This window comes from Aminobacter sp. UC22_36 (genome assembly GCF_044056035.1).
Lineage (GTDB): Bacteria > Pseudomonadota > Alphaproteobacteria > Rhizobiales > Rhizobiaceae > Aminobacter.
The window spans coordinates 1864367-1888794 of the sequence record NZ_CP171996.1 but is presented as its reverse complement, the minus strand read 5'-3'; the positions used below and the strand labels follow the sequence as shown (position 1 = coordinate 1888794).

The window sequence follows — 24428 nt, the reverse complement described above, 5'->3', positions numbered from 1 at the left end:
AAAAACCATCGTACCTTGCCTTTTCGTTCGCAATCCGCCGAAAAGCTTGGCAAAAATTACCATCGCACCTAATTTATGTCAACAGTGCTGACATAAATTGACGAACAGGAATTCCATGGCACAACGCAGCGGCGCAACCGCCCAACCGATCCGCACCGCGGTGACGGCAGACGAAGGCATCGACTTTTCGATCATCGAGCTGATGTATTTCGCCTATCGCGACTTCACCTCGGACCCGGACCAGATCCTTGCCGAATACGGTTTTGGCCGTGCCCATCACCGCGTGCTGCACTTCGTCAACCGCCTGCCGGGGCTGACGGTCGCCGAATTGCTCGACGTGCTCAAGATCACCAAGCAGAGTCTGGCGCGTGTGCTCAAGCAGTTGATAGACGCCGGCTACATCGTCCAGGTCCAGGGGCCGCGCGATCGGCGCCAGCGCGAACTCTATCCGACACCCAAGGGCCGGACACTGACGCTGGCGCTGGCGCGGCCACAGTCACGCCGCATCCATGCGGCACTGGAGGGCGCAGGAGAGACCGAACGCGCCTGGATCGAAAGATTCCTCAAGGCGATGGTCAATCCCGAATTAAGGGCGCAGATTGATCATCTGCCCGGAAACACGCCGGGGAAAGACCATGGAGAATAACGACAAGACGGCCAATCCGGCCACGCTGGGCGACGATGCTCCGCATCTGCTCGTCGTCGACGACGACACGCGCATCCGCAACTTGCTCAAGCAATATCTGACCGAGAACGGCTTTCGCGTTACTGTCGCCGGCAATGCCGACGAGGCACGGCGCAAGCTCGCCGGGCTCGACTTCGACCTTCTGATCCTCGACGTGATGATGCCGGGCGAAAACGGCATCGAACTGACCAAGTCGCTGCGCGACCAAAAGGACGTGCCGATCCTGATGCTGACGGCGCTGTCGGAGACCGACAGCCGCATCACCGGCCTGGAGGCCGGCGCCGACGACTATCTGCCGAAGCCATTCGACCCACGCGAGCTCATCCTCAGGATCAACAACATCCTGCGCCGCGGCGGCCCGGCGACGACGCCGAAGCTCGAGCAACTGGTGTTTGGCCCCTACACCTTCCAGATCGCGCGCCGCGAACTCAAGCGTGGCGGCGAAGCCCTCAAGCTTACCGACCGTGAGCAGGAAATCCTGGCCATCTTTGCCGCGCGCGCCGGCGAGACCATCCCGCGCCACGAGCTGGTGACAGGCGACTCCGAGGTCGGCGAACGCACCATCGACGTGCAGATCAACCGCCTCCGGCGCAAGATCGAGCGCGATCCGGCCAACCCTGTCTGGCTGCAGACGGTGCGCGGCATCGGCTACCGGCTCAGCGTGGAATAGAGGCCTCCAGCCTGCGCAGCCTTTCCCAGGGCCGGTTGTTGTGGCCGGCCACTCCATTGTAGTGTCGCACGCTGGCGACACTACAGCCGCATTCCGCGGGCCAGCGTGGGAGAAACGGCCATGTTACGCGCAATTGCGCTGGCATTTGCCCTGTCTGTCTTTCCAGCAACCGCTTTCGCCAATTCCTGCCCCAGCATCATGGCGGCGATCGACGCCGCCCTGCCCGCTTCCACCCTTGCCGAGGCGGACATGACGAAGGTCAAGGAGCTTCGCGCCAAGGGCGAACAGTTGCATGCATCAGGCGATCACGCCGGATCAGAGGCAGCGCTCAACGAAGCCAAGAAAATACTCGGCATCTGAACGCGCCGCGCTGTCCAGGCTGTCAGCGCCGGTGCTTTGTCATTCTCGTTTCATCCTGCAGCGTCACTGCGGGCGGGTGATCATTGCGGTTTCCAGCGGCGAGGCGTTATCCGCTTGGAACCACCCTGCTTGGCCTAGCCCAGGTGCTCTGATGCTTGATCGCCCGACATAGTGTCGGCACAGTTGCCGTCAATCGTCGCAGGTGACGCGGCCATCGCCCCGAAAGTTTGGAAATCCAGGAAAAAGCCCTATGTTTTCAGCGTGGGCCAACGCAACATTTGACAACGTAAGCTGTTGAACTTCAAAGACAGTTTCAGAACCGCTGTGCTTGGACTAGGATCAAGGCGAGCCAACCGGAGTGACGTCCGGGTATCGGCGAACGGAAGAATTGATGGCATCGACCGAAATGGAACGGCCTGGCGGCGGCGGTCTCGGCACACGTAGCTGGCGTGCACTGACGGCTGTGCCGCGAAGCTGGAACCGCTTCTGGCGGCGCGTGTCGCTCTATATGCCGAAGCGGCTTTATGCGCGTTCGCTGCTCATCGTCATCACCCCGATGATCCTGCTGCAATCGGTCGTCGCCTTCGTCTTCATGGAGCGGCACTGGCAGACGGTTACCGTCAGGCTGTCGCAAGCGGTGACGCGCGACATCGCCGGCATCATCGACCTGCTCGACACCTTTCCGCAGCCTGAAAGCTACGCGCAGATCATCCGCATCGCCCAGGAGCGCATGTCGCTGAAGATCGACCTGCTGCCGCCCGAGCCGCTGCCTCCGCCCGGCCCGAAGCCGTTCTTCTCGATCCTCGACCAGGCGCTTTCGACCGAAATCCGCAGGCAGATCAACCGGCCGTTCTGGCTCGACACGGTCGGCAATTCCAACATCGTCGAGGTTCGCGTCCAGCTCGACGACAAGGTGTTGCGCGTCTTCGTCCGCCGCAGCCAGGCTTATGCCTCGAACACCCACATCTTCCTGTTGTGGATGGTCGGCACCTCGCTTGTGCTTCTGACGATCGCCATCCCGTTCCTGCGCAACCAGATCCGCCCGATCCTGCAGCTCACCGAAGCCGCCGAAAGTTTCGGCAAGGGTCGACCGATGCCGCCCAACTTCCGGCCGCGCGGTGCTGAGGAAGTGCGGCGTGCCGGCTTCGCCTTCATCCAGATGCGCGAACGTATCGAACGCCAGATCGACCAGCGCACGGCGATGCTGACCGGCGTCAGCCACGATCTGCGCACCATCCTGACCCGCTTCAAGCTGCAACTGGCTCTGTCGGGCAGCAAGGTCGATACCGAGGCGCTCAGCCAGGATGTCGACGACATGCAGTCGATGCTCGAGGCCTATCTCGCCTTTGCCCGCGGCGAGGCTTCGGAGGATCCCGGCCGTTTCGATCTCACCAGCTATCTCGACAAGCTGGGCGAGGAGGCGCGGCTGCGCAAGCGCAAGCTCAAGGTGACGCTTGTCGGCGAGCCCGAGGTGCATGTCCGTCCCAACGCCTTCGGCCGCCTGCTGCAGAACGTCGTCGGCAACGCCTTCCGCTATGCCAAGGAGGTCGAGGTCAAGGCGATCCATGATCGCGGCATGCTGGTCGTCATGGTCGACGACAATGGCCCCGGCATTCCCGAGGAAAAGCGCGAAGAGGTGTTCAAGCCGTTCTTCCGGCTGGACGAGGCGCGCAATCTCGACTCTACCGGTACCGGGCTTGGGCTGGCTGTCGCCCGCGACATTGCCCGCAGCCATGGCGGCGACATCAAGTTGAGCGACAGTCCGCTGGGTGGCCTGCGCGCGATGATCCGCGTGCCGGCCTGATCAGGCGCGGCGGTCGAGCCGCACCACCAGCCTGTCGCCGATCCACTGGATGCCGCAGACAAGCACGATCAACACCGCGACCACCGCCACCATCACCGCCGTCTCAAAACGCTGGTAGCCGTAACGTATGGCAAGGTCGCCAAGACCACCCGCGCCGATGGCGCCGGCCATGGCCGATGCACCGACCAGGGTCACCAGCGTGACGGTGAAGCCGGCGACGATGCCGGGCAGCGCCTCGGGCACCAGCACCTCGCGGATGATCGCCCAGCGGCCGCCACCCATGGCACGCACCGCCTCGATCAGCCCACGGTCGACCTCCCGCAGCGACACTTCGGCGATACGCGCATAATAAGGCGTAGCGGCAATCGCCAGCGGCACGATCGCCGCCCAGGTACCAATGGAGGTGCCGACGATCAGCCGCGTCAGCGGGATCAGCGCCACCAGCAGGATGATGAACGGCACCGAGCGGAAGCCGTTGACCACGGCACCGAGGATACGGTTGATCCAGCGTTGCTCGGCGATTCCGCCGCGGTCGGTGGCGACAAGCGCCAGGCCCAGCGGCAGGCCGAAGACAAGCGAGATCAGGCCGGATGCCGCCGTCATCAGCACCGTCTCCCACAGCGAGCGCAGCAGCAGGTCAAACATCGTCTGTGACATGACCAAGCACCTCCACCCGTGCGTTCCGGGCATTCAGGAATTCCACGGTTTCAGCGACACTGCCGGATGCGGTTTCAACGCCGAGGAAGAGCGTGCCCACCGGCTGGCCCTGTATGTTGTCGATGCCACCATGGATCAGGCGGAAGCGGCCGGGGATCGCTGCTGCCAGTTCGGACAGCAGCGGACGCCGTGCAGCCTCGCCTGATATGTCGACGCGCAGCATCGCTTCGCGCCCGGTGCCGGCGAGCCGGGCGGCAATCGATTGCGGAAGCTGCGGCCGGATGCCGGCCAACAAGCTGCGCGTCACCTCGGTTTGAGGATCGGCAAAGGTCGACCATACCGGCCCTTCCTCGACGATCCGGCCGGCATCGATGACCGCGACCCGGTCGGCAATGGTGCGGATCACCTCCATCTCATGGGTGATCAGCAGTATGGTCAGGCCGAGCTTCTGGTTGATGTCCTTGAGCAAAGCGAGGATCGAGCGTGTCGTCTCGGGGTCAAGCGCCGAGGTCGCCTCGTCCGAAAGCAGCAGCGCCGGTCGCGCCGCAAGCGCGCGAGCGATGCCGACGCGCTGCTTCTGCCCGCCCGACAGCGAGGCCGGATAGGCCTTGGCCTTGTCGGCGAGACCGACGAGTTCGAGCAATTCGGCGGCACGTTTGAGCCGCTCGGCCTTTGGCCGGCCCTCGATCTTCAGCGGCAAGGCGACGTTGTCTTCGACAGTCTTGGCGGAGAGCAGGTTGAAATGCTGAAAGATCATGCCGATGCGCCGCCTCAGCGGTTGCAGGTCACGTTCGCTCAATCCAGTGATCTCGCGGCCCTCGACGAAGATCTGGCCGCTGTCGGGCCGCTCCAGCCCGTTGAGGCAGCGGATCAGCGTCGATTTGCCAGCACCGCTGCGGCCGATGATGCCGAGGATCTCGCCCTTGCGGACAGTGAGCGAAACGCCATCGACGGCCGGTGTCTGGCCGAAGCGGCGCTTGAGGTCGACAATGCGCACGACGGTTTCGGATAGCACGGCGTCGAAGGGCTGTGACACACCTTCGACGGCTGTAAAATGCTGGGTCATGAAGTCCCCTGGTGAACGCGGAAGGCGGCCCACCAGAAATGGCGAGCCGCCTGCCTTGAATGGCCGGTCGCGCTTAGTAGGCGGCGACGCCGGTGCCCTTGTAGACGCGGTCGAACTCGGCCTTGACGGTCTCGTTCTGGTAGGCGGCGACGAGTTTCTTGACCCAGCCCTCATTCTCGCTGCCGGTCTTGACCGCGATGAAGTTGCGGTAGGGATTATCGGCCACCGGTTCCTGCGCGATGCGGTTCTCGGGCGTCAGCCCGCTCTTCAGCGCCCAGTCGGTGTTGACCACGGCTGCATCGAGGTCTTCGACCGAACGGCCGACGATGCCGGCATCGAGTTCCTTGATCTCGAACTTCTTCGGGTTTTCGACGACGTCGGCGACGGTCCCCAGGATGCCGGTTCCGTCCTTGAGCTTGATCAGGCCTGCGTCGGCGAGCACGCGCAGCGCCCGGCCTTCATTCGAGGGATCGTTGGGTACGCCGATGACGGCGGCCTCGGGCAGTTCCTCGATCTTGGTGTGCTTCTTGGAGTAGAGGCCGATCGGCCACAGGCCGGTGTAGCCCACCGCGGTGATGTGATAGCCCTGCGTCTTGATCTGGTTGTCGAGATAAGGCTGGTGCTGGAAAGCGTTGGCGTCGATCTCGCCGCGCTCGAGCGCCTCATTGGGCTGGGTGTAGTCGTTGAACACGACTGTTTCCACCTCGAGCCCCTGCTTGGCGGCCTCTGCCTTGACGACGCGCCAGACATCCTCGTCCTCGCCGGAGATGATACCGACCTTGATCGCGGTCTTGTCCTCGGCCAGGGCCTGGTGCGGAACGGTGAAGCTGATGACGGTGACGACCGAGGCGAGCAGAGCTGCAAAGGCAGTGCGCCGGCTGATCGTATTGCGGTTGGAAAGTGACTTGGTGATCTCGGTCATTTCGGATTCTCACTGAGAGCCGTTGGGAGGATGGCTCGCTCCGCCGATTGCGAAGCTTGGCCGTATCCTCGTCAAAGCCCCCCGTTTCGGCAAAGGATCGGATTTCGCGCCAGGCCCTGCCTTGGGAAAAAACGTCACAAAGAAAATGCCCGTTTGGGCAGAACCGACCTCGCCCTTCGCACTTGCGAACAAAGCCACCGTCATCCCAACGTCATGCAATCCTGCTCAAAGGCCATCGCAACGAATGGAGGACCGCTGATTCCCGGCAGGCCGGGGCGCGGGTAACAGGGAAGACATTTCTTGCGCATCCTGATGGTCACCGACGCGTGGAAGCCCCAGATCAACGGCGTCGTGCATACGCTCGAACGGCTCGCCGAAACGCTGACCGCCTTCGATGCCGAAGCCGACTTCCTGACACCCAACATCTTTCGCACCTTGCCGATGCCAACCTATCCGGACATCCGGCTGGCGCTGACCACGCCGGGCAATGTCGCGCGCATCATCGAGGAGCGGCGGCCCGATCACATCCATATCGTCACCGAGGGCCCGCTCGGCATGATGGCGCGGCGCTATTGCCTCACGCGCAAGCGCCCCTTCACCACCAGCTACCACACCCGCTTCCCCGAATATGTCAGCGCTCGCCTGCCCCTGCCCGAGAGCTGGACCTACGGCCTGCTGCGCAACTTCCACAATTCCGGCCAGGGCTGCATGGTCGCCACCCAGTCGCTCGCCGACGATCTGGCGTCGCGCGGCTTTGAAAAGCTGAGACCATGGACGCGCGGCGTCGACATCAATCACTTCCATCCCGACAAGAAGACCGATCTCGACCTGCCCCGCCCGATCTTCCTGTGCGTCGGCCGCATCGCCGTCGAAAAGAACCTGCCGGCGTTTCTCGACCTCGACCTGCCCGGCACCAAGGTGCTTGTCGGCGACGGCCCGGAACTGGAAAGGCTGAAGGCGAAATATCCGAAGGCGCATTTCCTTGGGCGCAGGCCGAGCGACGAACTGGCCGAGATCTACGCCTCGGCAGACGTCTTCGTCTTCCCTTCCCGCACCGACACCTTCGGCAATGTCATCATCGAGGCGCTTGCCAGCGGCACGCCGGTGGCGGCCTACCCGGTGACAGGCCCGATCGACATTGTCGGCGACGGCATAGGCGGCGTGGTCTCTGAGGATCTGCGCGAAGCAGCGCTCGGCGCGCTCAAAGTCGACCGCGCCGAGGCGCGCGAACGTGCCATGCGCTACACCTGGAATGCCTGCGCGGAGATGTTCCTGGACAATGTGAAGGCGGCCTATTCGGCCTAGGTCAAGCTAAAACAGGCGACCCCCGTCCGGCACCTTGCGCTCGATGGCGCCGAGCACGACATCGCCGTCGGCATCGGGAAACCCGAGCGTCAGCACCTCGGACATGAAGGGGCCGATCTGGCGTGGCGGGAAATTGACGACGGCAAACACCTGTCGTCCCAATAGCGTCTCGGGCGTATAATATTTGGTGATCTGCGCCGACGACTTCTTGATGCCGATCGCAGCACCAAAATCGATCTTCAACTTGAACGCCGGCTTGCGCGCTTCCGGAAACGGCTCGACCTCGACGATCGTGCCGGCACGGATATCGACCTTGTCGAAATCCGCAAAGCTGATCTCGGGCTTGCGCTCGTTATGCGAACTCATGGGCAGTCTCAGGCGTTGCCATGCGTCTCGAACAAAACGCTCGCCAGCGCATCCTTGGCTGAAGTGCCCGACCAGACGACGAACTGGAACGCCTGGAAATAGCACTCGCAGGCTTCGAGCGCCGACGACAGCAGCACTTCGACCTGCTGGCTTGTCGGCTCGACACCGCCGGCCAGAAGCAGCGACTGGCGAAACATGATCGCGCCTTCGGTTTCCCAAAGGTCGAAATGCCCAAACAGCATCTGTTCGTTGATCAGCGACAGCAGTCGCAGGATTTCAAGCGTACGGCTTTCCGGCACCTTGACGTCGAAAGCACAGGCCAAATGCAGAGCCTCGAAATCCTCCATCCAGGAGAACGAGACCTGGTATTCGGTCCAGTTGCCGACAACCGAAATCGAGATTTCGTCATCGCCGGCACGCTCGAACGACCAGTCGTTGTTGTGAGCCACCTGCTCGATGACATCCACGGGGTGGATTTCGCGCGAGAACTCGAGTTCGAGAAGTTCCATAAATGCTTCCTGTCGTTCCGGGAGCGCCATCGCGCTCCGCGCAAAGGGCACACACGACGAACAAACTTGTTCTTGAACTCGGACGACCAGCGCTGCCAGACTCAATACCCCCAGCCGGACCGCTCCATCCGGGTGCATGACCCCGCTACGAATCATGCAACAAATTCAGTGTATTGATCAGGAGTCGCGTGAACAGCCCAATTTTTCGCAACGTCCCTTTGGGATGTGGAAACAGGCTGCGGCGCAGATTCATCAAGCGCCGGTAAGCGATTCACGACAAAGCACTTTTTCGGATGGCGCTTTGTGGAAAAGTTAACGAATTATTTCTTTGTACGAGGCTTGGCCGGAGCCGCCGGTGAGGCCTTGTCGGCGTCTTCGCCGCCCAACGCTGCGAGTTTCGACTCGAGCGCCTCGATGCGGGCGACCAGCGCCTTGTTTTCGGCACGCGCCTTGATCGCCATGTCGCGCACGGCTTCGAACTCTTCGCGCTGCACCAGCTCGAGCGAATTCATCGCCCGTTCGGCCTGTGAGCGGAAAGCGGTTTCAACCTCGCGCCTGACACCCTGGGCGGCACCTGCGGCATCGGTCATCAGCTTGGCGAACTCATCCAGAATGCGGTTCGGTCCGGTCGTCATGGCAAACCCTCGCGTTGTCCATTCGACGTAGTGGGGCAAGGCCCGGAATGCAAGGATATCGTAGCCCCGGCGAGGTGCCAAATGCCGCGGCAAAGATGCCGGCCTGCAAGCAATGACTTCTCGGTTACCTCAGCTTTGCCCGCCTTGACCCTGCCAAATGGCTGCCGCATGGTCCGCCGCGATTGCCTGGCCCTGGAGACTGATTTGAGCGAATACCTTGCCCTGCCGCTGGCAGCCCTGCCCTTTCCGAACATCGACCCGGTCATCGTCCAGCTCGGACCGCTGGCCATCCACTGGTATGGGCTGGGCTACATCGTAGGCATCCTGTTTGCCTGGTGGTACGGCAAGCGGCTGGTGACCAACGTGAGGCTGTGGCCGAACGGCAACCTGCCGATGAAGCCTGAGGCCCTCGACGACTTCCTCGTCTGGGCTGCCGTCGGCGTCGTGCTGGGCGGCCGTATCGGCTACATCCTGTTTTACGACCTCGCCCGCTACATCTCCAATCCGCTAGACATCTTCGCTGTCTGGCAAGGCGGCATGTCGTTTCATGGCGGTCTGCTCGGCGTCACGCTCGCCATGGTGCTGTTCGCCCGCAAGCACGGCATCCTCGTCTGGTCGCTGATCGACGTCGTGGCAGCCGGCGTGCCGGTCGGCCTGGGGCTCGTACGCGTCGCCAATTTCATCAACTCGGAACTGTGGGGACGGATGACCAACGTGCCGTGGGCGGTCGAATTCCCCACCGGTGGCCCGTTCCTGCGCCACCCGAGCCAGCTCTATGAAGCCCTGCTCGAAGGCCTGGTGCTGTTTTTGGTATTGCGCTTCTTCACCCACTCGCGTCTCAAGCTGAAGACGCCGCGCTTCGTCGCCGGTGCCTTCGTTTGCGGCTACGGCCTGTCGCGCATCTTCGTCGAGTTCTTCCGCGAGCCCGACCAGCAGATCGGCTATCTCCTCGGTGGCTGGCTGACCATGGGCATGGTGCTGTCGGTGCCGATGGTGCTGATCGGTGTCTGGGCGATGCTGTCGGCCAAGCCGGTGAGCCACGCCGCAAAGCCGGCATGACCGCGCTCAAGACGCGCATCGCCAGCCTGGTTGCCGCATCGGGGCCGATAAGCGTCGCCGACTACATGGCGTTGTGCCTGTTCGACCCGGCTGACGGCTACTACACGACGCGCGAGCCATTCGGGGCGGAGGGTGACTTCACCACCGCACCCGAGATCAGCCAGATGTTCGGCGAGCTCGTCGCTGTCTGGCTCTACGCCGCATGGCAGGCATCGGGCCGCCCGGCGAACGCGACGCTGGCCGAGATCGGCCCCGGGCGCGGCACGCTGATGAAGGATATACTGCGGGTCCTGCACTCGCTCGACGCCGCCTTCGTCGCCAACGCCTCGGTGGCGCTGGTCGAGACCAGCCCGCGGCTGCGCGAGGTGCAACGCCAGACGCTTGCAGCCGGTAGCGTCAAGCTCGAGTGGCACGAGACGGTCTCTACCCTACCTCTCGCCCCGCTATTCATCGTCGGCAACGAACTGTTCGACGCCATTCCGACGCGCCAGTTCGTCAAGATCGGCATCGCCTGGCACGAGCGCGCCATCGGCCTCGACGCCACGGGCGAGCTCGCCTTTGTCGCGGGTCCGGCAACCATCGACGCGGCAATGTTGCCGGCTGAAGCCGCGGACGCCCCAGCAGGGTCGATCTTCGAATTCGCCCCCGCTCGCACCGCGACCATGGAAGCCATCGCCGAGCGCATCTCGGCCACAGGCGGCGCTGGCTTGTTTGCCGACTACGGCCATCTCAAACCAGGCATAGGTGACACGCTGCAGGCATTGCGCAAGCATCAGTATGACGACGTGCTCGCCCATCCCGGCGAGGCCGATCTCACCTCGCATGTCGATTTCTCAGCCCTTGCGCTTGCTGCCCGCGCGCATGGCCTCGACGTGGATCTGGCGACCCAGGGCGAGTTCCTGCTCGCCATGGGCCTGCTTGAACGCGCCGGCAAACTCGGTGCCAATGCCGACGCGACAGCGCGCGAAAAGATCAGCTGCGAGGTCGAACGCCTCGCCGGCCCGGACGCCATGGGAAGCTTGTTCAAGGTGCTTGCCATTGCGCCGCGCGGCACAAAACTTCCCTTCCCCGCCGTCAGTTGACAGTGAGCTTGCGCCTGCCCCACTGTCCGCGCTCGAAACGGCAAGGCGATCGGTGGCGGCTGGCCCAGCCTTGACGAAATCGCTGACGAGGAAGACAAGGCGGCAATGCTGAACGACTCGAAACCGGATCCGATCCGGTCCAACTTGCTCGCCAGCGCGGAAGCCAACGGCATCCGCCACGGTTACTTCACCCGCACCGGCGGGGTCTCCGAAGGCATCTACCAAGGTCTCAACATCGGCGTCGGCTCCGACGACGACCAGAGCCGTGTTACCGAGAATCGTCGCCGCGTCGCCACCTGGATGGGCGTGCCGGCAGATCACCTGCTCAGCCTTTACCAGGTTCACTCGCCAGATGTCGTTGTCGCCACCGCTCCATTTGCCGACGGACGCCCCAAGGCCGACGCCATCGTCACCGACCGGCCCGGCCTGGCGCTCGGCGCCTCGTCGGCCGATTGCGGCCCCGTGCTCTTCGCCGACCCCGAGGCGCGCATCATCGGTGCCGCCCATGCCGGCTGGAAGGGCGCGTTCACTGGCGTGCTCGAAAACACCATCACCGCCATGGAAGGCCTCGGCGCACGGCGCGAGCGTATCCTGGCCGTGCTCGGCCCCTCCATCAGCGCCGCCAATTACGAGGTCGGCCCGGAGTTCGTCGCCCGTTTCACCGAAGCGGATGTCGACAACGCGCGTTACTTCGCCCCCTCGGCCAACGCCGGCCACCACATGTTCGACCTCAACCTCTACACCGTCGACCGGCTGCGCCGCGCCGGCGTTGTGGCCGAGGCGCTGAACCGCTGCACCTACGCGGAAGAAGAGCTGTTTTATTCCTACCGGCGCACCACGCACCGCAAGGAAGCTGATTACGGGCGGCAGATTTCGGCAATTGCACTGGAGGACTGACAGCATGGCGCTGCATTTCGAACGAACCGAATTCGATGCCCGGCGCGACCGGCTGATGATCGAGATGGCCGAAAAGAAGCTCGATGCTGTTGTCCTGTTTGCGCAGGAGAGCATGTACTGGCTGACCGGCTACGACACGTTCGGCTTCTGCTTCTTCCAGTCGCTGGTGGTCATGGCCGACGGCTCGATGACGCTGCTGACGCGTTCGGCCGATCTGCGCCAGGCCCGCCACACCTCGATCATCGAAAACATCGTCTTGTGGACCGACCGCGACAACGCCAACCCGACACTCGACCTGCGCAATCTGCTCAACGACCTCGGCCTGCTCGGCGCCCGCATCGGCGTCGAATACGACACCCATGGCCTGACCGCCTTCAACGGTCGCCGCCTCGACGAGCAGTTGCAGACGTTTGGGCAGATCGTCGATGCCTCTGGTATCGTCGGGCGCCTGCGCCTGTTCAAGAGCCCGGCCGAGATCGACAAGGCTGAAAAGGCGGCAAGCCTCGCCGATGACGCGCTCGATGCGGCGCTGCCACTGATCAAGCAAGGCGGCGACGAGGCCAAGATCCTGGCGGCCATGCAAGGCGCGATCTTCACCGGCGGCGGCGACTATCCAGCCAACGAATTCATCATCGGCTCGGGCGCCGACGCCCTGCTGTGCCGCTACAAGGCCGGGCGCCGCAAGCTCAACAAGAACGACCAGCTGACGCTCGAATGGGCCGGCGTCTTCAATCACTACCATGCGCCGATGATGCGCACCGCGCTGACCGGCAAGGTCTCGCGGCGCCACCAGGAGCTCTATGACGCCTCGCTGGCCGCACTTGTCGCCGTCGAAAAGGCGATGACGCCCGGCAACACCTTCGGCGACGTCTTCGACGCGCACGCCCGCACGCTCGAGGCGCATGACCTGACCAAGCACCGGCTCAATGCCTGCGGTTACTCTGTCGGCGCCCGCTTCACGCCGTCCTGGATGGACATGCCGATGTTCTACCAGGGCAATCCCGAACCGATCGCGCCCAATATGACCTTGTTCGCCCACATGATCATCATGGATTCGGAAACCGAGACCGCGATGACGTTGGGTCGTACCTATCTGACCACTGAATCCGCACCCAAGCCGCTTTCCCGCCATGATCTCGACTTGATCGTACGATGATTGCGCAGAGTGCTGAGGGGCGTTTGCCAGGGAGTTCGGGCAAATGAGACGTTGGATTTTTGCGGCAGCCTGTCTGTCCGCCTGTGTCGCCCTGTCCGCGTGCAACAGCGCCAAGGACGTCCTCGAACCGTCGGCCGTTGCGCCCACGGCACAGTCGGCAGCACTTGCCCAGACCGAGGGCACCGATGTGGCCGCACCCGCGGTAACAGGTGCGGCATCCGCCGCTGCAACGGCCGTTCCAGCCCAGACGGCCGCCATCATGACCAAGGCGCGCGTTCAATTCGCCCCGATCGTCGGCGCGACCGTCGAAGCTGCGACGCCGCTCACCCAGCGTCTCGGCGCCCGCGCCCGCGAACGCGGCATCACGCTTGCCGGCAGCACCGACACCACCCCGCCCGGCATCATCATGCGCGGCTACTTCTCGGCGATGACCGAAGGCAAGGACACGACAGTCGTTTATGTCTGGGACGTCTACGATCCGGCCGGCACGAGACTGCACCGCATCAACGGCCAGCAGACCGCGGCTTCGACCACCGGCAGCGGTGAAGGCTGGCCGGCTGTGGCGCCCGCGACCATGCAGTCGATAGCCGACAGCACCATCGATCAACTGGCCCAGTGGCTGGCCGCAAAACCCGGTTAGACCGCGACATTCCCGCCCACGATGTCGCTTTTTTGGGATTCAGCGGCGAGTCCGCTTGCAATAGCGGCAAGGACCGCTAAAAGCCCGCTCATAATCTCTACCAGGATCGGTACATGAAACTCTTCGCGGGCAATTCCAATCGGGTGCTAGCAGAGGCGGTCGCTCGCTATCTCAACATCCCCCTGGGCAAGGCCAGCGTCAGGCGCTTCGCTGACCAGGAAATCTTCGTCGAGATCCAGGAGAACGTGCGCGGCGAGGACGTCTTCATCCTCCAGTCGACCGCCTACCCGACCAACGATCACCTGATGGAACTGCTCATCATGATCGACGCCTTCATGCGTTCGTCGGCACGGCGCATCACGGCAGTCATTCCTTACTTCGGCTACGCAAGGCAGGATCGCCGCGCTTCGGGCCGCACGCCGATCTCAGCCAAGCTCGTCGCCAACATGATCGCTCGCGCCGGCGCCAACCGCGTCCTGACGCTCGACCTGCATGCCGGCCAGATCCAGGGCTTCTTCGACATCCCGACCGACAATCTGTTTTCGGTCCCGGTCATGGCCCGCGACGTCAAGGCCAAGTACAAGCAGCTCGGCAACGTCATGGTGGTTTCGCCCGACGTCGGCGGCGTGGTCCGCGCCCGTGCGCTGGCCAAGCGCATCGATGCCCAGCTCGCCATCGTCGACAAGCGCCGCGAGCGCCCGGGTGAATCCGAAGTGATGAACGTCATCGGCGAAGTGCATGGCAAGGACTGCCTGCTCATCGACGACATCGTCGATTCCGGCGGTACGCTGTGCAACGCCGCCGACGCACTGCTCGCCAAGGGTGCCACCTCAGTCACCGCCTACATCACCCATGGCGTGCTTTCAGGCGGTGCTGCCGCACGCATCGCCGGCTCGCAGCTGCAGGAACTTGTCATCACCGACTCGATCCAGCCGACCCAGGCGGTGATGGACGCGCACAACATCCGCGTCGTCTCGATCGGCGACCTGATCGGCGAAGCGATCTCGCGCACGGCGACTGAAGAGTCGGTGTCGAGCCTGTTCGACTAACCCGGACAGCCCAGGCTTACCCATTTTGAGGCCCCATTCCGGAAAACCGGAATGGGGCCTTTCGTTTGGGCGCTAGGACAGATGCCACGCCATGCCGGCAAGGGCGGAGACGGCCAGTACGACGATCATGTTGACGTGGAAACGGATCAGCGCGACGCCTGCCGCAACAGCAATGAGCGCCGCGGCCCAGTCGAAACTGCCGAAATCCAGCACCGGCAGCGCAAACGGCCCCCAATTCACCTCATCGACATTGCCAAACAGAACGTGCAGCGCAAACCACACAGCAAGGTTGGCGATGATGCCGACGACGGCAGCCGTCACGGCGGATAGCGCGCTTGCCAGCCAGCGCACGTTGCGCACCGTCTCGACATAGGGCGCACCGACGAAGATCCACAGGAAGCACGGCGCGAAGGTAAACCACAGCGTCACCATGGCCCCTGCGGCACCGCCGGCGAGCGGGGCCAGGGTTGAAAGACGCGCGCCGCCGAGAAAACCGACGAAGACCAGCACCAGGATCAACGGTCCCGGCGTCGTCTCGGCGAGGCCGAGGCCGGTCAGCATCTCGTCCGGCTTCAGCCAGCCATGGACCTCGACCGCCTGCTGGGCGACATAGGCGAGCACGGCATAGGCGCCGCCGAAGGTCACGGCCGCCATCTTGGAGAAGAATGTCGCCTCGGCGGTGAAGACGTGGCCAGGTCCGAACCACTGCCACAGCACGATCAAGGGCACGAACCAGATCGCCAGCCAGATGCCCAGTGTCGAGAACAACCGCCCTGCGCTCGGTTTTGTCCATTCCGGCATGGCATAGGTGATTTCCGGATCAGCTTCTGCTGAAGCCTTGCTCCCGGCGGCCCCGGACAGGTGCATCAGCGCACCTATGACCGCCGCAGCGGCGATGATCAGCGGGAACGGCAGCTTGAGAAAGGCAATGGCAATGAAAGCCGCAACCGCCAGCACCACCATCAAGCCGTTCTTCAAAGCCCGCTTCGACACCTTGATCAGTGCTTCGAGCACGACGGCCAGCACCGCTGCCTTGAGGCCGAACAGCAGCCCCTGCACCAAAGTGACATGGCCGACGGTCAGGTAGATCGCCGAAAGCGCTGTGATGACGAGCGCACCGGGCAAGACGAACAGCAGCCCCGCCATCAGCCCGCCCCTGATGCCGTGCAGCAGCCAGCCGGCATAGGTCGCCAATTGCATCGCCTCGGGTCCCGGCAACAGCATGCAGTAGTTGAGCGCATGCAGGAAGCGTGGCTCGTCGAGCCAGCGCTTCTCATCGACGAGGACCTTGTGCATCAGCGCGATCTGGCCGGCCGGCCCGCCAAATGACAACAGGCCGATCTTGGCGAAGGTTCGCGTCGCCTCGCCGAAGGAAGGAGAAGCAGCCTTGAAAGGCGTTGTGTCCATGTCAGGTCGCCTTTGCCGGCCAGTTGTGGGCTTCCGACCTGGCGTAGCGGCACCAGCCATACAACGCGTCGTAGATCGTCATGCCCTTTTCCAGTTGCGCCAGGTCATCGTCCTCGATCGCCGACAGGCCCAGCGATATTGCGAGCAAACCGGCCGCCTGCGGTTCCATGTCGAGTTGGGCTGTGTCCGCGCCGCGTACGATGCGGGCGAGATGCAGCAGCGCCGGATCGGTCAGCCCGAACTCTGATATCAGCGTGTCGAAGGTGCATTCGTCGCCGCGATGCGAATAATGCACGTCCTTGATATCGTAAGGTGTGGCGCCGATCTCGTCGGCGACGTCCTTGACCCATTCGGCAGAGACGAAATGGAAGACTGCCAGTGGGTCAATGAAGCGCCGGATCAGCCAGGGACAGGCGATGCGGTCGATCTTCGGCCGCGACCGTGTCACCCAGACGCTTGATACCGGCAAGCCGGGTTCAAGGCCCGGTGCTGCGCGAGCCACGAGCAGCCCTCCGACGGCAATCCACGCGTCGATGCCGCCTTCGAGCATCGACACATTGGCCCCTGCGGCGGTCAGGCGAGCGGTGGCGATCTCGCTGACATTGTGGCCATGGGCACAGTAGACGACGAGCGGCCGGCCAGCTGGCAACAGCGGCAGCCATTCGGCCGACTTCATGTAATCCCGCCACACGGCACCGGCGATGCGCGTCGGCGCTGCCGCAAAGGCTGCTGCCCTGCGCACATCGACGATCAATGGACACCGGTCGGTACCAAGAAGTGGCATAAGTTGTTGGGGTGAGATCATCCTGGGCATGGTTTTCCTCCGCATATCCAGCGAAGGCGGAGCTTGGGCCACTAGGCCTCACGGGGAAGTCCACCATGCCCCCGATATGTGAATTCTATTTGAAAGCAGCGTCCAGTTCAATCACCTGAGCACACCGTCGAGCACTGGCAGCCCGATGATCGCCGCAGCCGCGATCAGTCCGTAGCAGATGCGGCGGAACGTGGCCTCGTTGGCGCGACTGAACAGGCGTGAGCCGATGAACAATCCGAGCGCGAATGTCGGCCCGATGGTCAGCGACAGCCCGACCGTCTCCCAGGTCAGCAGCCCTGCCACAAGATAGCTGGTGACCGACAGCACGCTCGATATGGCGAAGTAGAGCACGATGTTGGCCCGCACCGTCTGCGGCAGGAAGGCGCCGCCGAGCCAGTAAGCGACGACGGGCGGCCCGCCGACCTGGGCGGCGCCTGAAAACAGCCCCGAGGTCATGCCGACAACGGCGGTCAGGCTGGCATGCGGGCGGCCGTGATAGCGCCAGCCCGACATCAGCAGCGCCAGCAGCGCAACGACGATGGCGACAATCGCCCATCGGATCAAAACGCCGTCGACATGGGTGAGCAAATAGGTGCCGGTCGGCACGCCGATTGCGGCGCCCAACGCCATGACGCCAACATTGCCGCGGTCGGCACCGCGCCACGCATTCGGAATGAGCCCCGGGGTCAACACCAGGTCGACGATCAACAGCAGCGGCACCGCAAGCTTGGCGCCGATCAGCGAGCTTGCCACCGGCACGAAGATCAGCGCGCCGCCGAAGCCCGAAAAGCCGCGCGCGCAGCCGGCGACAAAGGCAGCCACGACAAGCACCACAATGGTGGCCGTCGAGAGATGGAGCGGCAGGAATTCTTGCATGGGCTGAACTTGCTGTCGTGAACGTTTCGAACCGGCGTGATACAGGGATGGTGGCGTTTGCGCGAGCAGCCACGGCGGCACCAACGGGGAGCCAGCCCTGGCAGCTCCAGCGGTTGCACTTTTTGCCACCTTCGGATATAGAGCCGCCACCCGCGTAGACACCCTTGGAGGCAACGCGGCGGAAGGCCGCCTCACCCGGCGGCTTTCGACGTTTACGGATCAGGCTTCATGCCCGCCGTGAGCGCTCCATACAACCGAAAGGAAATGCCATGAGCGAAACATACGAGCTCAAGGCCGAAGCACGCGAACTGGTCGGTAAGGGGTCCGCCCGTGAAGTTCGTCGCAACGGTAAAGTGCCTGCAGTTATTTACGGCGACAAGCAGCCTCCCCTGGCCATCGCCCTGTCCTACAAGGACATCTTCTACAAGATCCATGGCGGCGGGTTCCTGACCACCGTGGCGACGATCGAAGTCGACGGCAAGAAGATCAAGGTTCTGCCGAAGGACTACCAGCTCGATCCGGTCCGTGACTTCCCGATGCATGTCGACTTCCTGCGCCTTGGCGCAAACACCGAAGTCAACGTCCAGGTTCCGGTTCACTTCATCAATGAAGAGAAGTCGCCCGGCATCAAGCGCGGCGGCACGCTCAACATCGTCCGTCACGAGGTCGAGTTCCACTGCCCGGCCACCGCGATCCCGGAATTCATCACCGTCGATCTCGACGGCACTGAAATCGGCGATTCGATCCACATCTCGGCCGTCAAGCTGCCGAAGGGCGTGAAGCCCGTCATCTCGGACCGCGATTTCACCATCGCAACGATCGCCGGCACCTCGGCATCGAAGTCGGAAGAAGGCGCAACCGAGGCTGCCCCCGAGGCATAATCGGCGCATACCCGGAGGACCCGAACATGCTGCTCTTTGCAGGTCTCGGCAATCCGGGTACGCAATACCAGAACAACCGGCACAATGTCGGCTACATGGCGGCGGACGCAATTGCCCGCCGCCATTCGTTTTCGCCCTGGACGAAAAAGTTCAAGGGCCTGATATCAGAAGGCAACATTGCCGGCGAAAAGATCATCCTGCTCAAGCCGCAGACCTTCATGAACCTGTCCGGCCAATCGGTCGGCGAGGCCTTGCGCTTCTACAAGCTCGAACCCTCGGCGCTGACCGTCTTCTATGACGAGCTCGACCTCGTCGCCGGCAAGGTGCGGGTCAAGATTGGCGGTGGCGCCGGCGGCCACAACGGCATCCGCTCGATCGACCAGCATATCGCCAAGGATTATCGCCGCGTCCGCATCGGCATCGGCCATCCCGGCGTCAAGGAGATGGTGCACGGCCACGTGCTCGGCGACTTCGCCAAGTCCGACAAGGAATGGCTGGAGACGCTGCTCGACCTCGTTGCCGACAGCTCTGATCTGCTGACCAAGGGCGACGACAACGGCTTCATGAACAAGGTAACGGTGGGGCTGCGCGACAAGCTTCAGCCGACCGGCGCGAACGACACTCCGCCGCCGAAGGCCCCCAAGCCGCAGACGCCCAAGGCCCAGAGCCATATCCGCCAGGCCCGTCCCAGCCAGCCTGTCGTCAAGGTTCCCGAGACGGGCCCGATGGCCGCGATGTTGAAGAAGCTGCTCGGCAAGGACTGAGCGACCCCGCAAAGACTTTCGCCTCCGTTCGTGCGATAAGGGCGCGCAATGCCCCCGCAGTCCGACGCAACCGTCCGGCGAGGTGTCACATGCAAACCAGAACCGCATCCTGCACCTGCGGGCAGCTGAGCATTGAGGTCAAAGGCGCGCCACTCGGCGTCGGCGTTTGTCATTGCCTCGCCTGTCAACGCCGCACCGGCAGTGTCTTTGCCGCTTTGGCCGCCTTTGCGCCGCCCTATGCGGCCACGGGTACGGCGACGGAATATTTGCGCGTCGGTGACAGGGGCTCCCGTTACACCTTCAGGTTTTGCCCAGTCTGCGGCACCAACCTGTTCCACACCGAAGCCGGCGCCGAGAGTGCATTTGTGGCAGTGGCGGTCGGCGCGTTCGCCGATCCGCATTTTCCCCCTCCCGAGGACTCCGTCTACGACTGCCGCCGTCATTCATGGGTTATCCTGCCCCCAGGGACCAAGGCCTATGACAAGGATCCAGACTGACAAGCGTCATCCAAAGTCCCGTACGCTCGGTGAAGGCTCCTGACAGAAGTCCGACAGACCTCATGGTAGGAAGCACTCTTGGCAACAAGGAACGGTTCGGATGGTCGCTTCGGGCATTGACGACATCATCTATATGTTCGCGATGTCGCTTGACGGCTTCATTGCCCGCGAGGACGGCACCTTTGACTGGCTCGACAAGTTTCCACCCGATGACGACTACGATTTTTCCGCATTCATGGCTTCACTGAGCGGCATCGTCATGGGTCGTGCGACCTATGACGTTGTACGCCGCCACGAAGCATGGGCCTACGCCAAGTACCCTTGCCTGATCGCCACCTCGCGCCGGCTCGAGGACCTTCCCGAGAACGCCGAAGCCATGGCAGGTACACCAGCCGAAATGCTGGCCAATCTTCGAGCACGTGGAGCCACCGGCCGCATCTGGCTGTTTGGCGGCGGCGACTTGGCTCGCCAATTCATGGATGCCGGCTTGCTCGACACACTCGAGGTCGGCACCATCCCCATTATCCTCGGCTCGGGCTTACAGGCTTTCGGCGGCAAACAGGCCGATCGCTGGCTCGATCTCGCTTTTGCCAAGCCGCTGGCCAACGGCGCGGTGCATGCGCAGTACCGCGTGCGACGCTGAAAGACTTGACGATCTTAGGCCCTATCGCCCATAGCCCTGAGCAAATTCCGATTTCCCGATAGGACCAAAAGACCATGGGTTTCAAATGCGGCATCGTCGGCCTGCCCAACGTTGGCAAATCGACGCTTTTCAACGCGCTGACGCGCACGGCTGCCGCGCAGGCGGCCAACTACCCGTTCTGCACCATCGAGCCGAACACCGGCGAAGTGGCGGTTCCCGATCCGCGCCTCAAGCAGTTGGCTAATATCGCCAAGTCGAAGGAGATCATCCCGACCCGCATCTCCTTCGTCGACATTGCCGGCCTGGTGCGCGGCGCCTCGAAGGGTGAAGGGCTGGGCAACCAGTTCCTCGCCAACATCCGCGAGGTCGACGCCATCGTGCACGTGCTGCGCTGCTTCGAGGACGACGACATCACACATGTCGAGGGCCGCATCGATCCGGTCGCCGACGCCGAAACGGTCGAGACCGAGCTGATGCTCGCCGACCTCGAAAGCCTCGAGCGCCGCATCGTGCAGTTCCGCAAGCGCGCTGCCAGCAAGGACAAGGAAGCGACCACTGTTCTGCCGATGATGGAGCAGTCGCTGACGCTGCTGCAGGATGGCAAGCCTGTGCGCCTGCTGCTCAAGGGCATATCAGCCGAAGACCTCGAGATCCTGCAGGGGCTCAACCTCCTGACCTCGCATCCGGTGCTCTATGTCTGCAACGTCGCTGAAAGCGATGCCGCGACCGGCAACGAGCACACTCAGGCTGTGCAGAAGATGGCCGAGGCGCAGGGCGCCGGCGTCGTCGTCATCTCGGCTGCGATCGAAGCTGAAGTGGCGCAGTTGCCCGATGAAGAGGCCCAGGAATTCCTCGCCGATCTCGGCCTCGACGAGCCGGGCCTGGATAAGCTCATCCGCGCCGGCTACGAGCTCTTGCACCTGATCACCTACTTCACCGTCGGTCCCAAGGAGACCCGCGCCTGGACCGTGCACAAGGGCGCCAAGGCGCCGCAGGCGGCGGGCGTCATCCACACCGACTTCGAACGCGGCTTCATCCGCGCCCAGACGATTGCCTTCAACGATTTCGTCACGCTCGGCGGCGAAGTTCCGGCCAAGGAAGCCGGCAAGGCGCGCGACGAAGGCAAGGAATATGTCGTCCAGGACGGCGACGTGATGCTGTTCAAGTTCAACACCTGATCACCTGGCCGTCGCATCCACATACGAAAAGCCCCGCATCGCGGGGCTTTTCTTTTTGCCGCGGGGCGATGAGCCAGTCTGTTGCACGTCCGGCTTTCGGTCCACGCACATCCCGCGGAGTTAACCTTTTGCTAACCAACCTTGGCTACGGTCGCTTGGAGATTTGCAGATCGTCTCCACCTTTGACCACGGATGTACTGGCACTGGATGTTGAGACGCTAGAGAAAGGTCGGGGGCATCCCGGCCTTTTTTGTTTGTCCAGGATGGCGACGTCATGCGGCCAAATCCAGCACTTCGACCGGCTCGAGGCTCTCTTCAGGCAGCCTCATCACCAGCGTTGGACTCGATCAACTGGATTGTTCTCGACGGCTCAGCTGCGAATACCTATCTGCGCCCCAAGCGACACGGCGGCGATGCTGCCCGCGCAGCAATTGTATCTTGAGGGGCCGGATGACACAGCACGCACATGTCGAGATGGATCTTCCCGCGTTGCTGCGCGACGCACTGGCTAGTTACAGCTGGGACCGGCAGACCATCGGCCATTCGAATGCCGGCGTGTTCAAGCTTGCGGCTGCCGGCAAGCCGACACTGTTCCTCAAGACCGAGGCGACAGGCGACTTCGCCGAACTGCCCGACGAGGTGGTCCGCCTACGCTGGTTGGACGGCCAGGACATCCCCTGCCCTGAGGTCCTGGCTTTCGAGACTTCACGCCGGAACGCACTGGCTGCTGATGACAGCCGTCGCCGGACAAGACCTCGTTTCACACGAGGTTCCCCCCGAGCAGGCTGTCGCCATCATGGCCAACGCCCTGCGCCGGCTGCATGCACTCGACATCGCCTCCTGCCCCTTCGATCACAGGCTTTCGGCACGCATCGAGGTTGCCCGGACGCGCATGGTAGCGGGCGTGGTCGACGTCGAGGACTTCGACGACGAATGGCTGGGCCAGCCGGCCGAGGCCGTGTTCGAACAATTGCTGGCGCGCCGGCCCATCGGCGAAGATCTCATCGTGACCCATGGCGACGCCTCGATGCCGAACTTCATCGCCGACAACGGCCGCTTCTCCGGCTTCATCGACTGCAGCCGGCTCGGCGTCGCCGACCGCTACCAGGACCTCGGCATCCTCTGTTGGAGCATCCACTTCAATCTCGGCCAGCAATGGGTGGCGCCGTTTCTGGAACTCTACGGCCTGCCGGACGCCGAACCGGCGCGGCTCGCATACTACCAACTGCTCGACGAGTTCTTCTGAGCTTGGCGGGGCGGCGACGATCTCCTTGATTGCCATGGAGGACTTCGCCCCCAGCCACCTCGGTCTCGGCGCCCGCATGCCCGTCGCACCTTACCGATTTGCAACTTGACGTCGCAGCCGCCTGGGTCTATCGCGCCTAAGCGCTGACCCGGTCACACGTGACCCCGCCGGCGCAATCCAGCAACCCCGCCCGTGATCGGGCACGATATCAGCTCCAGTATGGGAGACCGGCGATGATCAAGGCATTCGTCGTGGAAAACGATCGTCTGCGCCTTGCAGACACCATTGCGGCCGAAAAGGACAGGATTGTCTGGGCCGACCTGTTCAATCCGACCAGGCAGGAAGAGGTCGAGGTCGAGCAGTGGCTCGGCGTTGGCGTCCCGACGCGCGAGGAGATGGAGGAGATCGAGATCTCGTCCCGCCTCTATGTCGAGGACGGTGCCTACTTCATGACCGCCACCTTGCCCTCGCAGGCCGACAGCGACGACCCCGTCATGTCGCCGGTGACCTTCGTCTTGCGCCGCAACCTGCTGGTCACCATCCGCTATCACGAGCCGAAGGCGTTCCTGTCGTTCCCGCTGCGTGCCGAGAAAGCGGCGATCGGCTGCACGTCAGGCGAAACGATCCTTGTTGGGCTGCTGGAGGCGATCGTCGACCGCCTCGCCGACGTGCTGGAACGTGTCTCGCGCGATATCGAGCTGCTGTCGAAGGACATCTTCAACCCGACCGCGACCAAGGCTTCCAGCCGCGACCGGGGCTTCCAGCAGATCCTCAAGGACCTCGGCCGCAAGGAGTTGCTGACCTCGAACATCCGCGACAGCCTGACCTCGCTGCAGCGCCTGTCGGGTTTCCTCGCCAATGCCCTGGCCCTGGCCAAGAACGGCAAGGACGCCAAGGCGCGGGTGAAGACGCTGTCGCGCGACGTGCTGTCACTCACCGACCACGCCTCGTTCCTGTCGCAGAAGATCACCTTTCTACTCGACGCCACGCTCGGCATGATCAACATCGAGCAGAACGGCATCATCAAGATCGTCTCGGTGGCGGCTGTGGTGTTCCTGCCGCCGACGCTGGTCGCGTCGATCTACGGCATGAACTTCGACGGCATGCCAGAGCTCAGGTGGATGCTCGGCTATCCCATGGCACTCGGGCTGATGGTCATCTCCGCCATCCTGCCGTTCTGGTGGTTCCGCCGCCGCGGCTGGCTCTGAGCCAAGGATTTGCCCGAAAACCGGCCTTGCGCTGTCAGCAGGGCCGGTTCAA

The 24428-nt window shown here is 63.3% G+C and carries 26 protein-coding genes and 1 pseudogene; 18 read left to right on the top strand and 9 right to left on the bottom strand.

Translation table 11 applies throughout. The features are described from left to right. Nucleotides 1-115 precede the first annotated feature (115 nt). The 4 genes from ACHMW7_RS12420 to ACHMW7_RS12405 all read left to right on the top strand — a co-directional run bounded on the left by ACHMW7_RS12420 (nucleotide 116) and on the right by ACHMW7_RS12405 (nucleotide 3519). On the top strand, nucleotides 116-646 hold the full coding sequence (locus tag ACHMW7_RS12420) for a MarR family winged helix-turn-helix transcriptional regulator (protein ID WP_067959459.1): 531 nt from the start codon (nucleotides 116-118) through the stop codon (nucleotides 644-646). Beyond that, on the top strand, nucleotides 636-1355 hold the full coding sequence (locus tag ACHMW7_RS12415; protein ID WP_395450525.1) for a response regulator: 720 nt from the start codon (nucleotides 636-638) through the stop codon (nucleotides 1353-1355). The genes ACHMW7_RS12420 and ACHMW7_RS12415 overlap by 11 nt, the downstream gene beginning before the upstream one ends. Nucleotides 1356-1475: 120 nt before the next feature. Then, on the top strand, nucleotides 1476-1715 hold the full coding sequence (locus ACHMW7_RS12410; RefSeq protein WP_395450524.1) for a hypothetical protein: 240 nt from the start codon (nucleotides 1476-1478) through the stop codon (nucleotides 1713-1715). A gap of 391 nt (nucleotides 1716-2106) precedes the next feature. Then, nucleotides 2107-3519, top strand: coding sequence for an ATP-binding protein (locus tag ACHMW7_RS12405; RefSeq protein ID WP_395450523.1), 1413 nt, complete (start codon nucleotides 2107-2109; stop codon nucleotides 3517-3519). On the opposite strand, the gene ACHMW7_RS12400 is transcribed toward ACHMW7_RS12405, so the two are convergent. The 3 genes from ACHMW7_RS12400 to ACHMW7_RS12390 form a co-directional block, all read right to left on the bottom strand. Continuing rightward, complete coding sequence (locus ACHMW7_RS12400) at nucleotides 3520-4176, bottom strand: methionine ABC transporter permease (RefSeq protein WP_395450522.1); 657 nt, start codon at nucleotides 4174-4176, stop codon at nucleotides 3520-3522. Continuing rightward, complete coding sequence (locus tag ACHMW7_RS12395) at nucleotides 4157-5242, bottom strand: methionine ABC transporter ATP-binding protein (RefSeq protein ID WP_395450521.1); 1086 nt, start codon at nucleotides 5240-5242, stop codon at nucleotides 4157-4159. The genes ACHMW7_RS12400 and ACHMW7_RS12395 overlap by 20 nt, the downstream gene beginning before the upstream one ends. Nucleotides 5243-5315: 73 nt before the next feature. Further along, nucleotides 5316-6164 carry a MetQ/NlpA family ABC transporter substrate-binding protein gene (locus tag ACHMW7_RS12390; protein WP_395450520.1) on the bottom strand — a complete coding sequence of 283 codons (849 nt, stop codon included), beginning with the start codon at nucleotides 6162-6164 and terminating at the stop codon, nucleotides 5316-5318. Between the two features lie 300 nt (nucleotides 6165-6464). On the opposite strand from ACHMW7_RS12390, the gene ACHMW7_RS12385 reads away from it, so the two are divergent. Continuing rightward, nucleotides 6465-7469 carry a glycosyltransferase family 4 protein gene (locus ACHMW7_RS12385; RefSeq protein ID WP_395450519.1) on the top strand — a complete coding sequence of 335 codons (1005 nt, stop codon included), beginning with the start codon at nucleotides 6465-6467 and terminating at the stop codon, nucleotides 7467-7469. A gap of 6 nt (nucleotides 7470-7475) precedes the next feature. On the opposite strand, the gene ACHMW7_RS12380 is transcribed toward ACHMW7_RS12385, so the two are convergent. The 3 genes from ACHMW7_RS12380 to ACHMW7_RS12370 all read right to left on the bottom strand — a co-directional run bounded on the left by ACHMW7_RS12380 (nucleotide 7476) and on the right by ACHMW7_RS12370 (nucleotide 8979). Then, on the bottom strand, nucleotides 7476-7835 hold the full coding sequence (locus tag ACHMW7_RS12380; protein ID WP_395450518.1) for a tRNA-binding protein: 360 nt from the start codon (nucleotides 7833-7835) through the stop codon (nucleotides 7476-7478). A gap of 8 nt (nucleotides 7836-7843) precedes the next feature. Then, a complete protein-coding gene (locus ACHMW7_RS12375; RefSeq protein ID WP_214389781.1) occupies nucleotides 7844-8344 on the bottom strand; it encodes a YbjN domain-containing protein in 501 nt (166 codons plus the stop codon). Nucleotides 8345-8664: 320 nt separating this feature from the next. Beyond that, complete coding sequence (locus tag ACHMW7_RS12370) at nucleotides 8665-8979, bottom strand: accessory factor UbiK family protein (protein WP_192568600.1); 315 nt, start codon at nucleotides 8977-8979, stop codon at nucleotides 8665-8667. Nucleotides 8980-9183: 204 nt separating this feature from the next. On the opposite strand from ACHMW7_RS12370, the gene lgt reads away from it, so the two are divergent. The 6 genes from lgt (at nucleotide 9184) to ACHMW7_RS12340 (ending at nucleotide 14862) form a co-directional block, all read left to right on the top strand. Then, complete coding sequence (lgt, locus tag ACHMW7_RS12365; RefSeq protein ID WP_395450517.1) at nucleotides 9184-10038, top strand: prolipoprotein diacylglyceryl transferase; 855 nt, start codon at nucleotides 9184-9186, stop codon at nucleotides 10036-10038. Next, the gene (locus tag ACHMW7_RS12360) at nucleotides 10035-11120 is read left to right on the top strand and encodes a class I SAM-dependent methyltransferase (protein WP_395450516.1); all 1086 of its coding nucleotides are present in this window, start codon (nucleotides 10035-10037) and stop codon (nucleotides 11118-11120) included. The genes lgt and ACHMW7_RS12360 overlap by 4 nt, the downstream gene beginning before the upstream one ends. Before the next feature lie 105 nt (nucleotides 11121-11225). After that, nucleotides 11226-12017: a peptidoglycan editing factor PgeF gene (pgeF, locus tag ACHMW7_RS12355; protein ID WP_395450515.1), complete on the top strand. Its 792-nt coding sequence runs from the start codon at nucleotides 11226-11228 to the stop codon at nucleotides 12015-12017. A gap of 4 nt (nucleotides 12018-12021) precedes the next feature. Continuing rightward, nucleotides 12022-13173: a M24 family metallopeptidase gene (locus ACHMW7_RS12350; RefSeq protein WP_395450514.1), complete on the top strand. Its 1152-nt coding sequence runs from the start codon at nucleotides 12022-12024 to the stop codon at nucleotides 13171-13173. Between the two features lie 43 nt (nucleotides 13174-13216). After that, on the top strand, nucleotides 13217-13813 hold the full coding sequence (locus ACHMW7_RS12345; RefSeq protein ID WP_395450513.1) for a hypothetical protein: 597 nt from the start codon (nucleotides 13217-13219) through the stop codon (nucleotides 13811-13813). Between the two features lie 113 nt (nucleotides 13814-13926). Further along, nucleotides 13927-14862, top strand: coding sequence for a ribose-phosphate pyrophosphokinase (locus ACHMW7_RS12340; RefSeq protein WP_395450512.1), 936 nt, complete (start codon nucleotides 13927-13929; stop codon nucleotides 14860-14862). 72 nt (nucleotides 14863-14934) lie between these two features. Here ACHMW7_RS12340 and chrA read toward each other — a convergent pair whose 3' ends face one another. The 3 genes from chrA to ACHMW7_RS12325 all read right to left on the bottom strand — a co-directional run bounded on the left by chrA (nucleotide 14935) and on the right by ACHMW7_RS12325 (nucleotide 17959). Beyond that, nucleotides 14935-16269 carry a chromate efflux transporter gene (gene chrA, locus ACHMW7_RS12335; protein WP_395450511.1) on the bottom strand — a complete coding sequence of 445 codons (1335 nt, stop codon included), beginning with the start codon at nucleotides 16267-16269 and terminating at the stop codon, nucleotides 14935-14937. Between the two features lies 1 nt (nucleotide 16270). Then, a complete protein-coding gene (locus ACHMW7_RS12330) occupies nucleotides 16271-17074 on the bottom strand; it encodes a chromate resistance protein ChrB domain-containing protein (RefSeq protein ID WP_395451316.1) in 804 nt (267 codons plus the stop codon). Between the two features lie 120 nt (nucleotides 17075-17194). After that, nucleotides 17195-17959: a sulfite exporter TauE/SafE family protein gene (locus tag ACHMW7_RS12325; RefSeq protein ID WP_395450510.1), complete on the bottom strand. Its 765-nt coding sequence runs from the start codon at nucleotides 17957-17959 to the stop codon at nucleotides 17195-17197. A gap of 269 nt (nucleotides 17960-18228) precedes the next feature. Here ACHMW7_RS12325 and ACHMW7_RS12320 point away from each other — a divergent pair, with 269 nt between their 5' ends. The 7 genes and pseudogenes from ACHMW7_RS12320 to corA all read left to right on the top strand — a co-directional run bounded on the left by ACHMW7_RS12320 (nucleotide 18229) and on the right by corA (nucleotide 24376). Then, nucleotides 18229-18840, top strand: coding sequence for a 50S ribosomal protein L25/general stress protein Ctc (locus ACHMW7_RS12320; RefSeq protein ID WP_395450509.1), 612 nt, complete (start codon nucleotides 18229-18231; stop codon nucleotides 18838-18840). Between the two features lie 26 nt (nucleotides 18841-18866). Next, complete coding sequence (gene pth, locus ACHMW7_RS12315; protein WP_395450508.1) at nucleotides 18867-19604, top strand: aminoacyl-tRNA hydrolase; 738 nt, start codon at nucleotides 18867-18869, stop codon at nucleotides 19602-19604. An 89-nt stretch (nucleotides 19605-19693) separates the two neighbouring features. Then, complete coding sequence (locus ACHMW7_RS12310; RefSeq protein ID WP_395450507.1) at nucleotides 19694-20101, top strand: GFA family protein; 408 nt, start codon at nucleotides 19694-19696, stop codon at nucleotides 20099-20101. A gap of 100 nt (nucleotides 20102-20201) precedes the next feature. After that, a complete protein-coding gene (locus ACHMW7_RS12305) occupies nucleotides 20202-20744 on the top strand; it encodes a dihydrofolate reductase family protein (protein WP_395450506.1) in 543 nt (180 codons plus the stop codon). 74 nt (nucleotides 20745-20818) lie between these two features. Further along, nucleotides 20819-21922 (top strand): redox-regulated ATPase YchF, encoded by a 1104-nt coding sequence (gene ychF / locus ACHMW7_RS12300; RefSeq protein ID WP_395450505.1) that lies wholly within the window; start codon nucleotides 20819-20821, stop codon nucleotides 21920-21922. Between the two features lie 450 nt (nucleotides 21923-22372). Then, nucleotides 22373-23168 (top strand): annotated as a pseudogene (locus ACHMW7_RS12295) (APH(3')-II family aminoglycoside O-phosphotransferase). Nucleotides 23169-23401: 233 nt separating this feature from the next. Beyond that, nucleotides 23402-24376 (top strand): magnesium/cobalt transporter CorA, encoded by a 975-nt coding sequence (gene corA / locus ACHMW7_RS12290; RefSeq protein ID WP_395450504.1) that lies wholly within the window; start codon nucleotides 23402-23404, stop codon nucleotides 24374-24376. Nucleotides 24377-24428: the final 52 nt, after the last annotated feature.

What these genes read in the sequence shown, in the direction of transcription:
- ACHMW7_RS12420 (WP_067959459.1), top strand. Translation starts at nt 116, where the DNA reads ATGGCACAACGCAGCGGCGCAACCGCCCAACCGATCCGCACCGCGGTG.
- ACHMW7_RS12415 (WP_395450525.1), top strand. Translation starts at nt 636, where the DNA reads ATGGAGAATAACGACAAGACGGCCAATCCGGCCACGCTGGGCGACGAT.
- ACHMW7_RS12410 (WP_395450524.1), top strand. Translation starts at nt 1,476, where the DNA reads ATGTTACGCGCAATTGCGCTGGCATTTGCCCTGTCTGTCTTTCCAGCA.
- ACHMW7_RS12405 (WP_395450523.1), top strand. Translation starts at nt 2,107, where the DNA reads ATGGCATCGACCGAAATGGAACGGCCTGGCGGCGGCGGTCTCGGCACA.
- ACHMW7_RS12400 (WP_395450522.1), bottom strand. Translation starts at nt 4,176, where the DNA reads ATGTCACAGACGATGTTTGACCTGCTGCTGCGCTCGCTGTGGGAGACG.
- ACHMW7_RS12395 (WP_395450521.1), bottom strand. Translation starts at nt 5,242, where the DNA reads ATGACCCAGCATTTTACAGCCGTCGAAGGTGTGTCACAGCCCTTCGAC.
- ACHMW7_RS12390 (WP_395450520.1), bottom strand. Translation starts at nt 6,164, where the DNA reads ATGACCGAGATCACCAAGTCACTTTCCAACCGCAATACGATCAGCCGG.
- ACHMW7_RS12380 (WP_395450518.1), bottom strand. Translation starts at nt 7,835, where the DNA reads ATGAGTTCGCATAACGAGCGCAAGCCCGAGATCAGCTTTGCGGATTTC.
- ACHMW7_RS12375 (WP_214389781.1), bottom strand. Translation starts at nt 8,344, where the DNA reads ATGGAACTTCTCGAACTCGAGTTCTCGCGCGAAATCCACCCCGTGGAT.
- ACHMW7_RS12370 (WP_192568600.1), bottom strand. Translation starts at nt 8,979, where the DNA reads ATGACGACCGGACCGAACCGCATTCTGGATGAGTTCGCCAAGCTGATG.
- ACHMW7_RS12360 (WP_395450516.1), top strand. Translation starts at nt 10,035, where the DNA reads ATGACCGCGCTCAAGACGCGCATCGCCAGCCTGGTTGCCGCATCGGGG.
- pgeF (WP_395450515.1), top strand. Translation starts at nt 11,226, where the DNA reads ATGCTGAACGACTCGAAACCGGATCCGATCCGGTCCAACTTGCTCGCC.
- ACHMW7_RS12350 (WP_395450514.1), top strand. Translation starts at nt 12,022, where the DNA reads ATGGCGCTGCATTTCGAACGAACCGAATTCGATGCCCGGCGCGACCGG.
- ACHMW7_RS12345 (WP_395450513.1), top strand. Translation starts at nt 13,217, where the DNA reads ATGAGACGTTGGATTTTTGCGGCAGCCTGTCTGTCCGCCTGTGTCGCC.
- ACHMW7_RS12340 (WP_395450512.1), top strand. Translation starts at nt 13,927, where the DNA reads ATGAAACTCTTCGCGGGCAATTCCAATCGGGTGCTAGCAGAGGCGGTC.
- chrA (WP_395450511.1), bottom strand. Translation starts at nt 16,269, where the DNA reads ATGGACACAACGCCTTTCAAGGCTGCTTCTCCTTCCTTCGGCGAGGCG.
- ACHMW7_RS12330 (WP_395451316.1), bottom strand. Translation starts at nt 17,074, where the DNA reads ATGATCTCACCCCAACAACTTATGCCACTTCTTGGTACCGACCGGTGT.
- ACHMW7_RS12325 (WP_395450510.1), bottom strand. Translation starts at nt 17,959, where the DNA reads ATGCAAGAATTCCTGCCGCTCCATCTCTCGACGGCCACCATTGTGGTG.
- ACHMW7_RS12320 (WP_395450509.1), top strand. Translation starts at nt 18,229, where the DNA reads ATGAGCGAAACATACGAGCTCAAGGCCGAAGCACGCGAACTGGTCGGT.
- pth (WP_395450508.1), top strand. Translation starts at nt 18,867, where the DNA reads ATGCTGCTCTTTGCAGGTCTCGGCAATCCGGGTACGCAATACCAGAAC.
- ACHMW7_RS12310 (WP_395450507.1), top strand. Translation starts at nt 19,694, where the DNA reads ATGCAAACCAGAACCGCATCCTGCACCTGCGGGCAGCTGAGCATTGAG.
- ACHMW7_RS12305 (WP_395450506.1), top strand. Translation starts at nt 20,202, where the DNA reads ATGGTCGCTTCGGGCATTGACGACATCATCTATATGTTCGCGATGTCG.
- ychF (WP_395450505.1), top strand. Translation starts at nt 20,819, where the DNA reads ATGGGTTTCAAATGCGGCATCGTCGGCCTGCCCAACGTTGGCAAATCG.
- corA (WP_395450504.1), top strand. Translation starts at nt 23,402, where the DNA reads ATGATCAAGGCATTCGTCGTGGAAAACGATCGTCTGCGCCTTGCAGAC.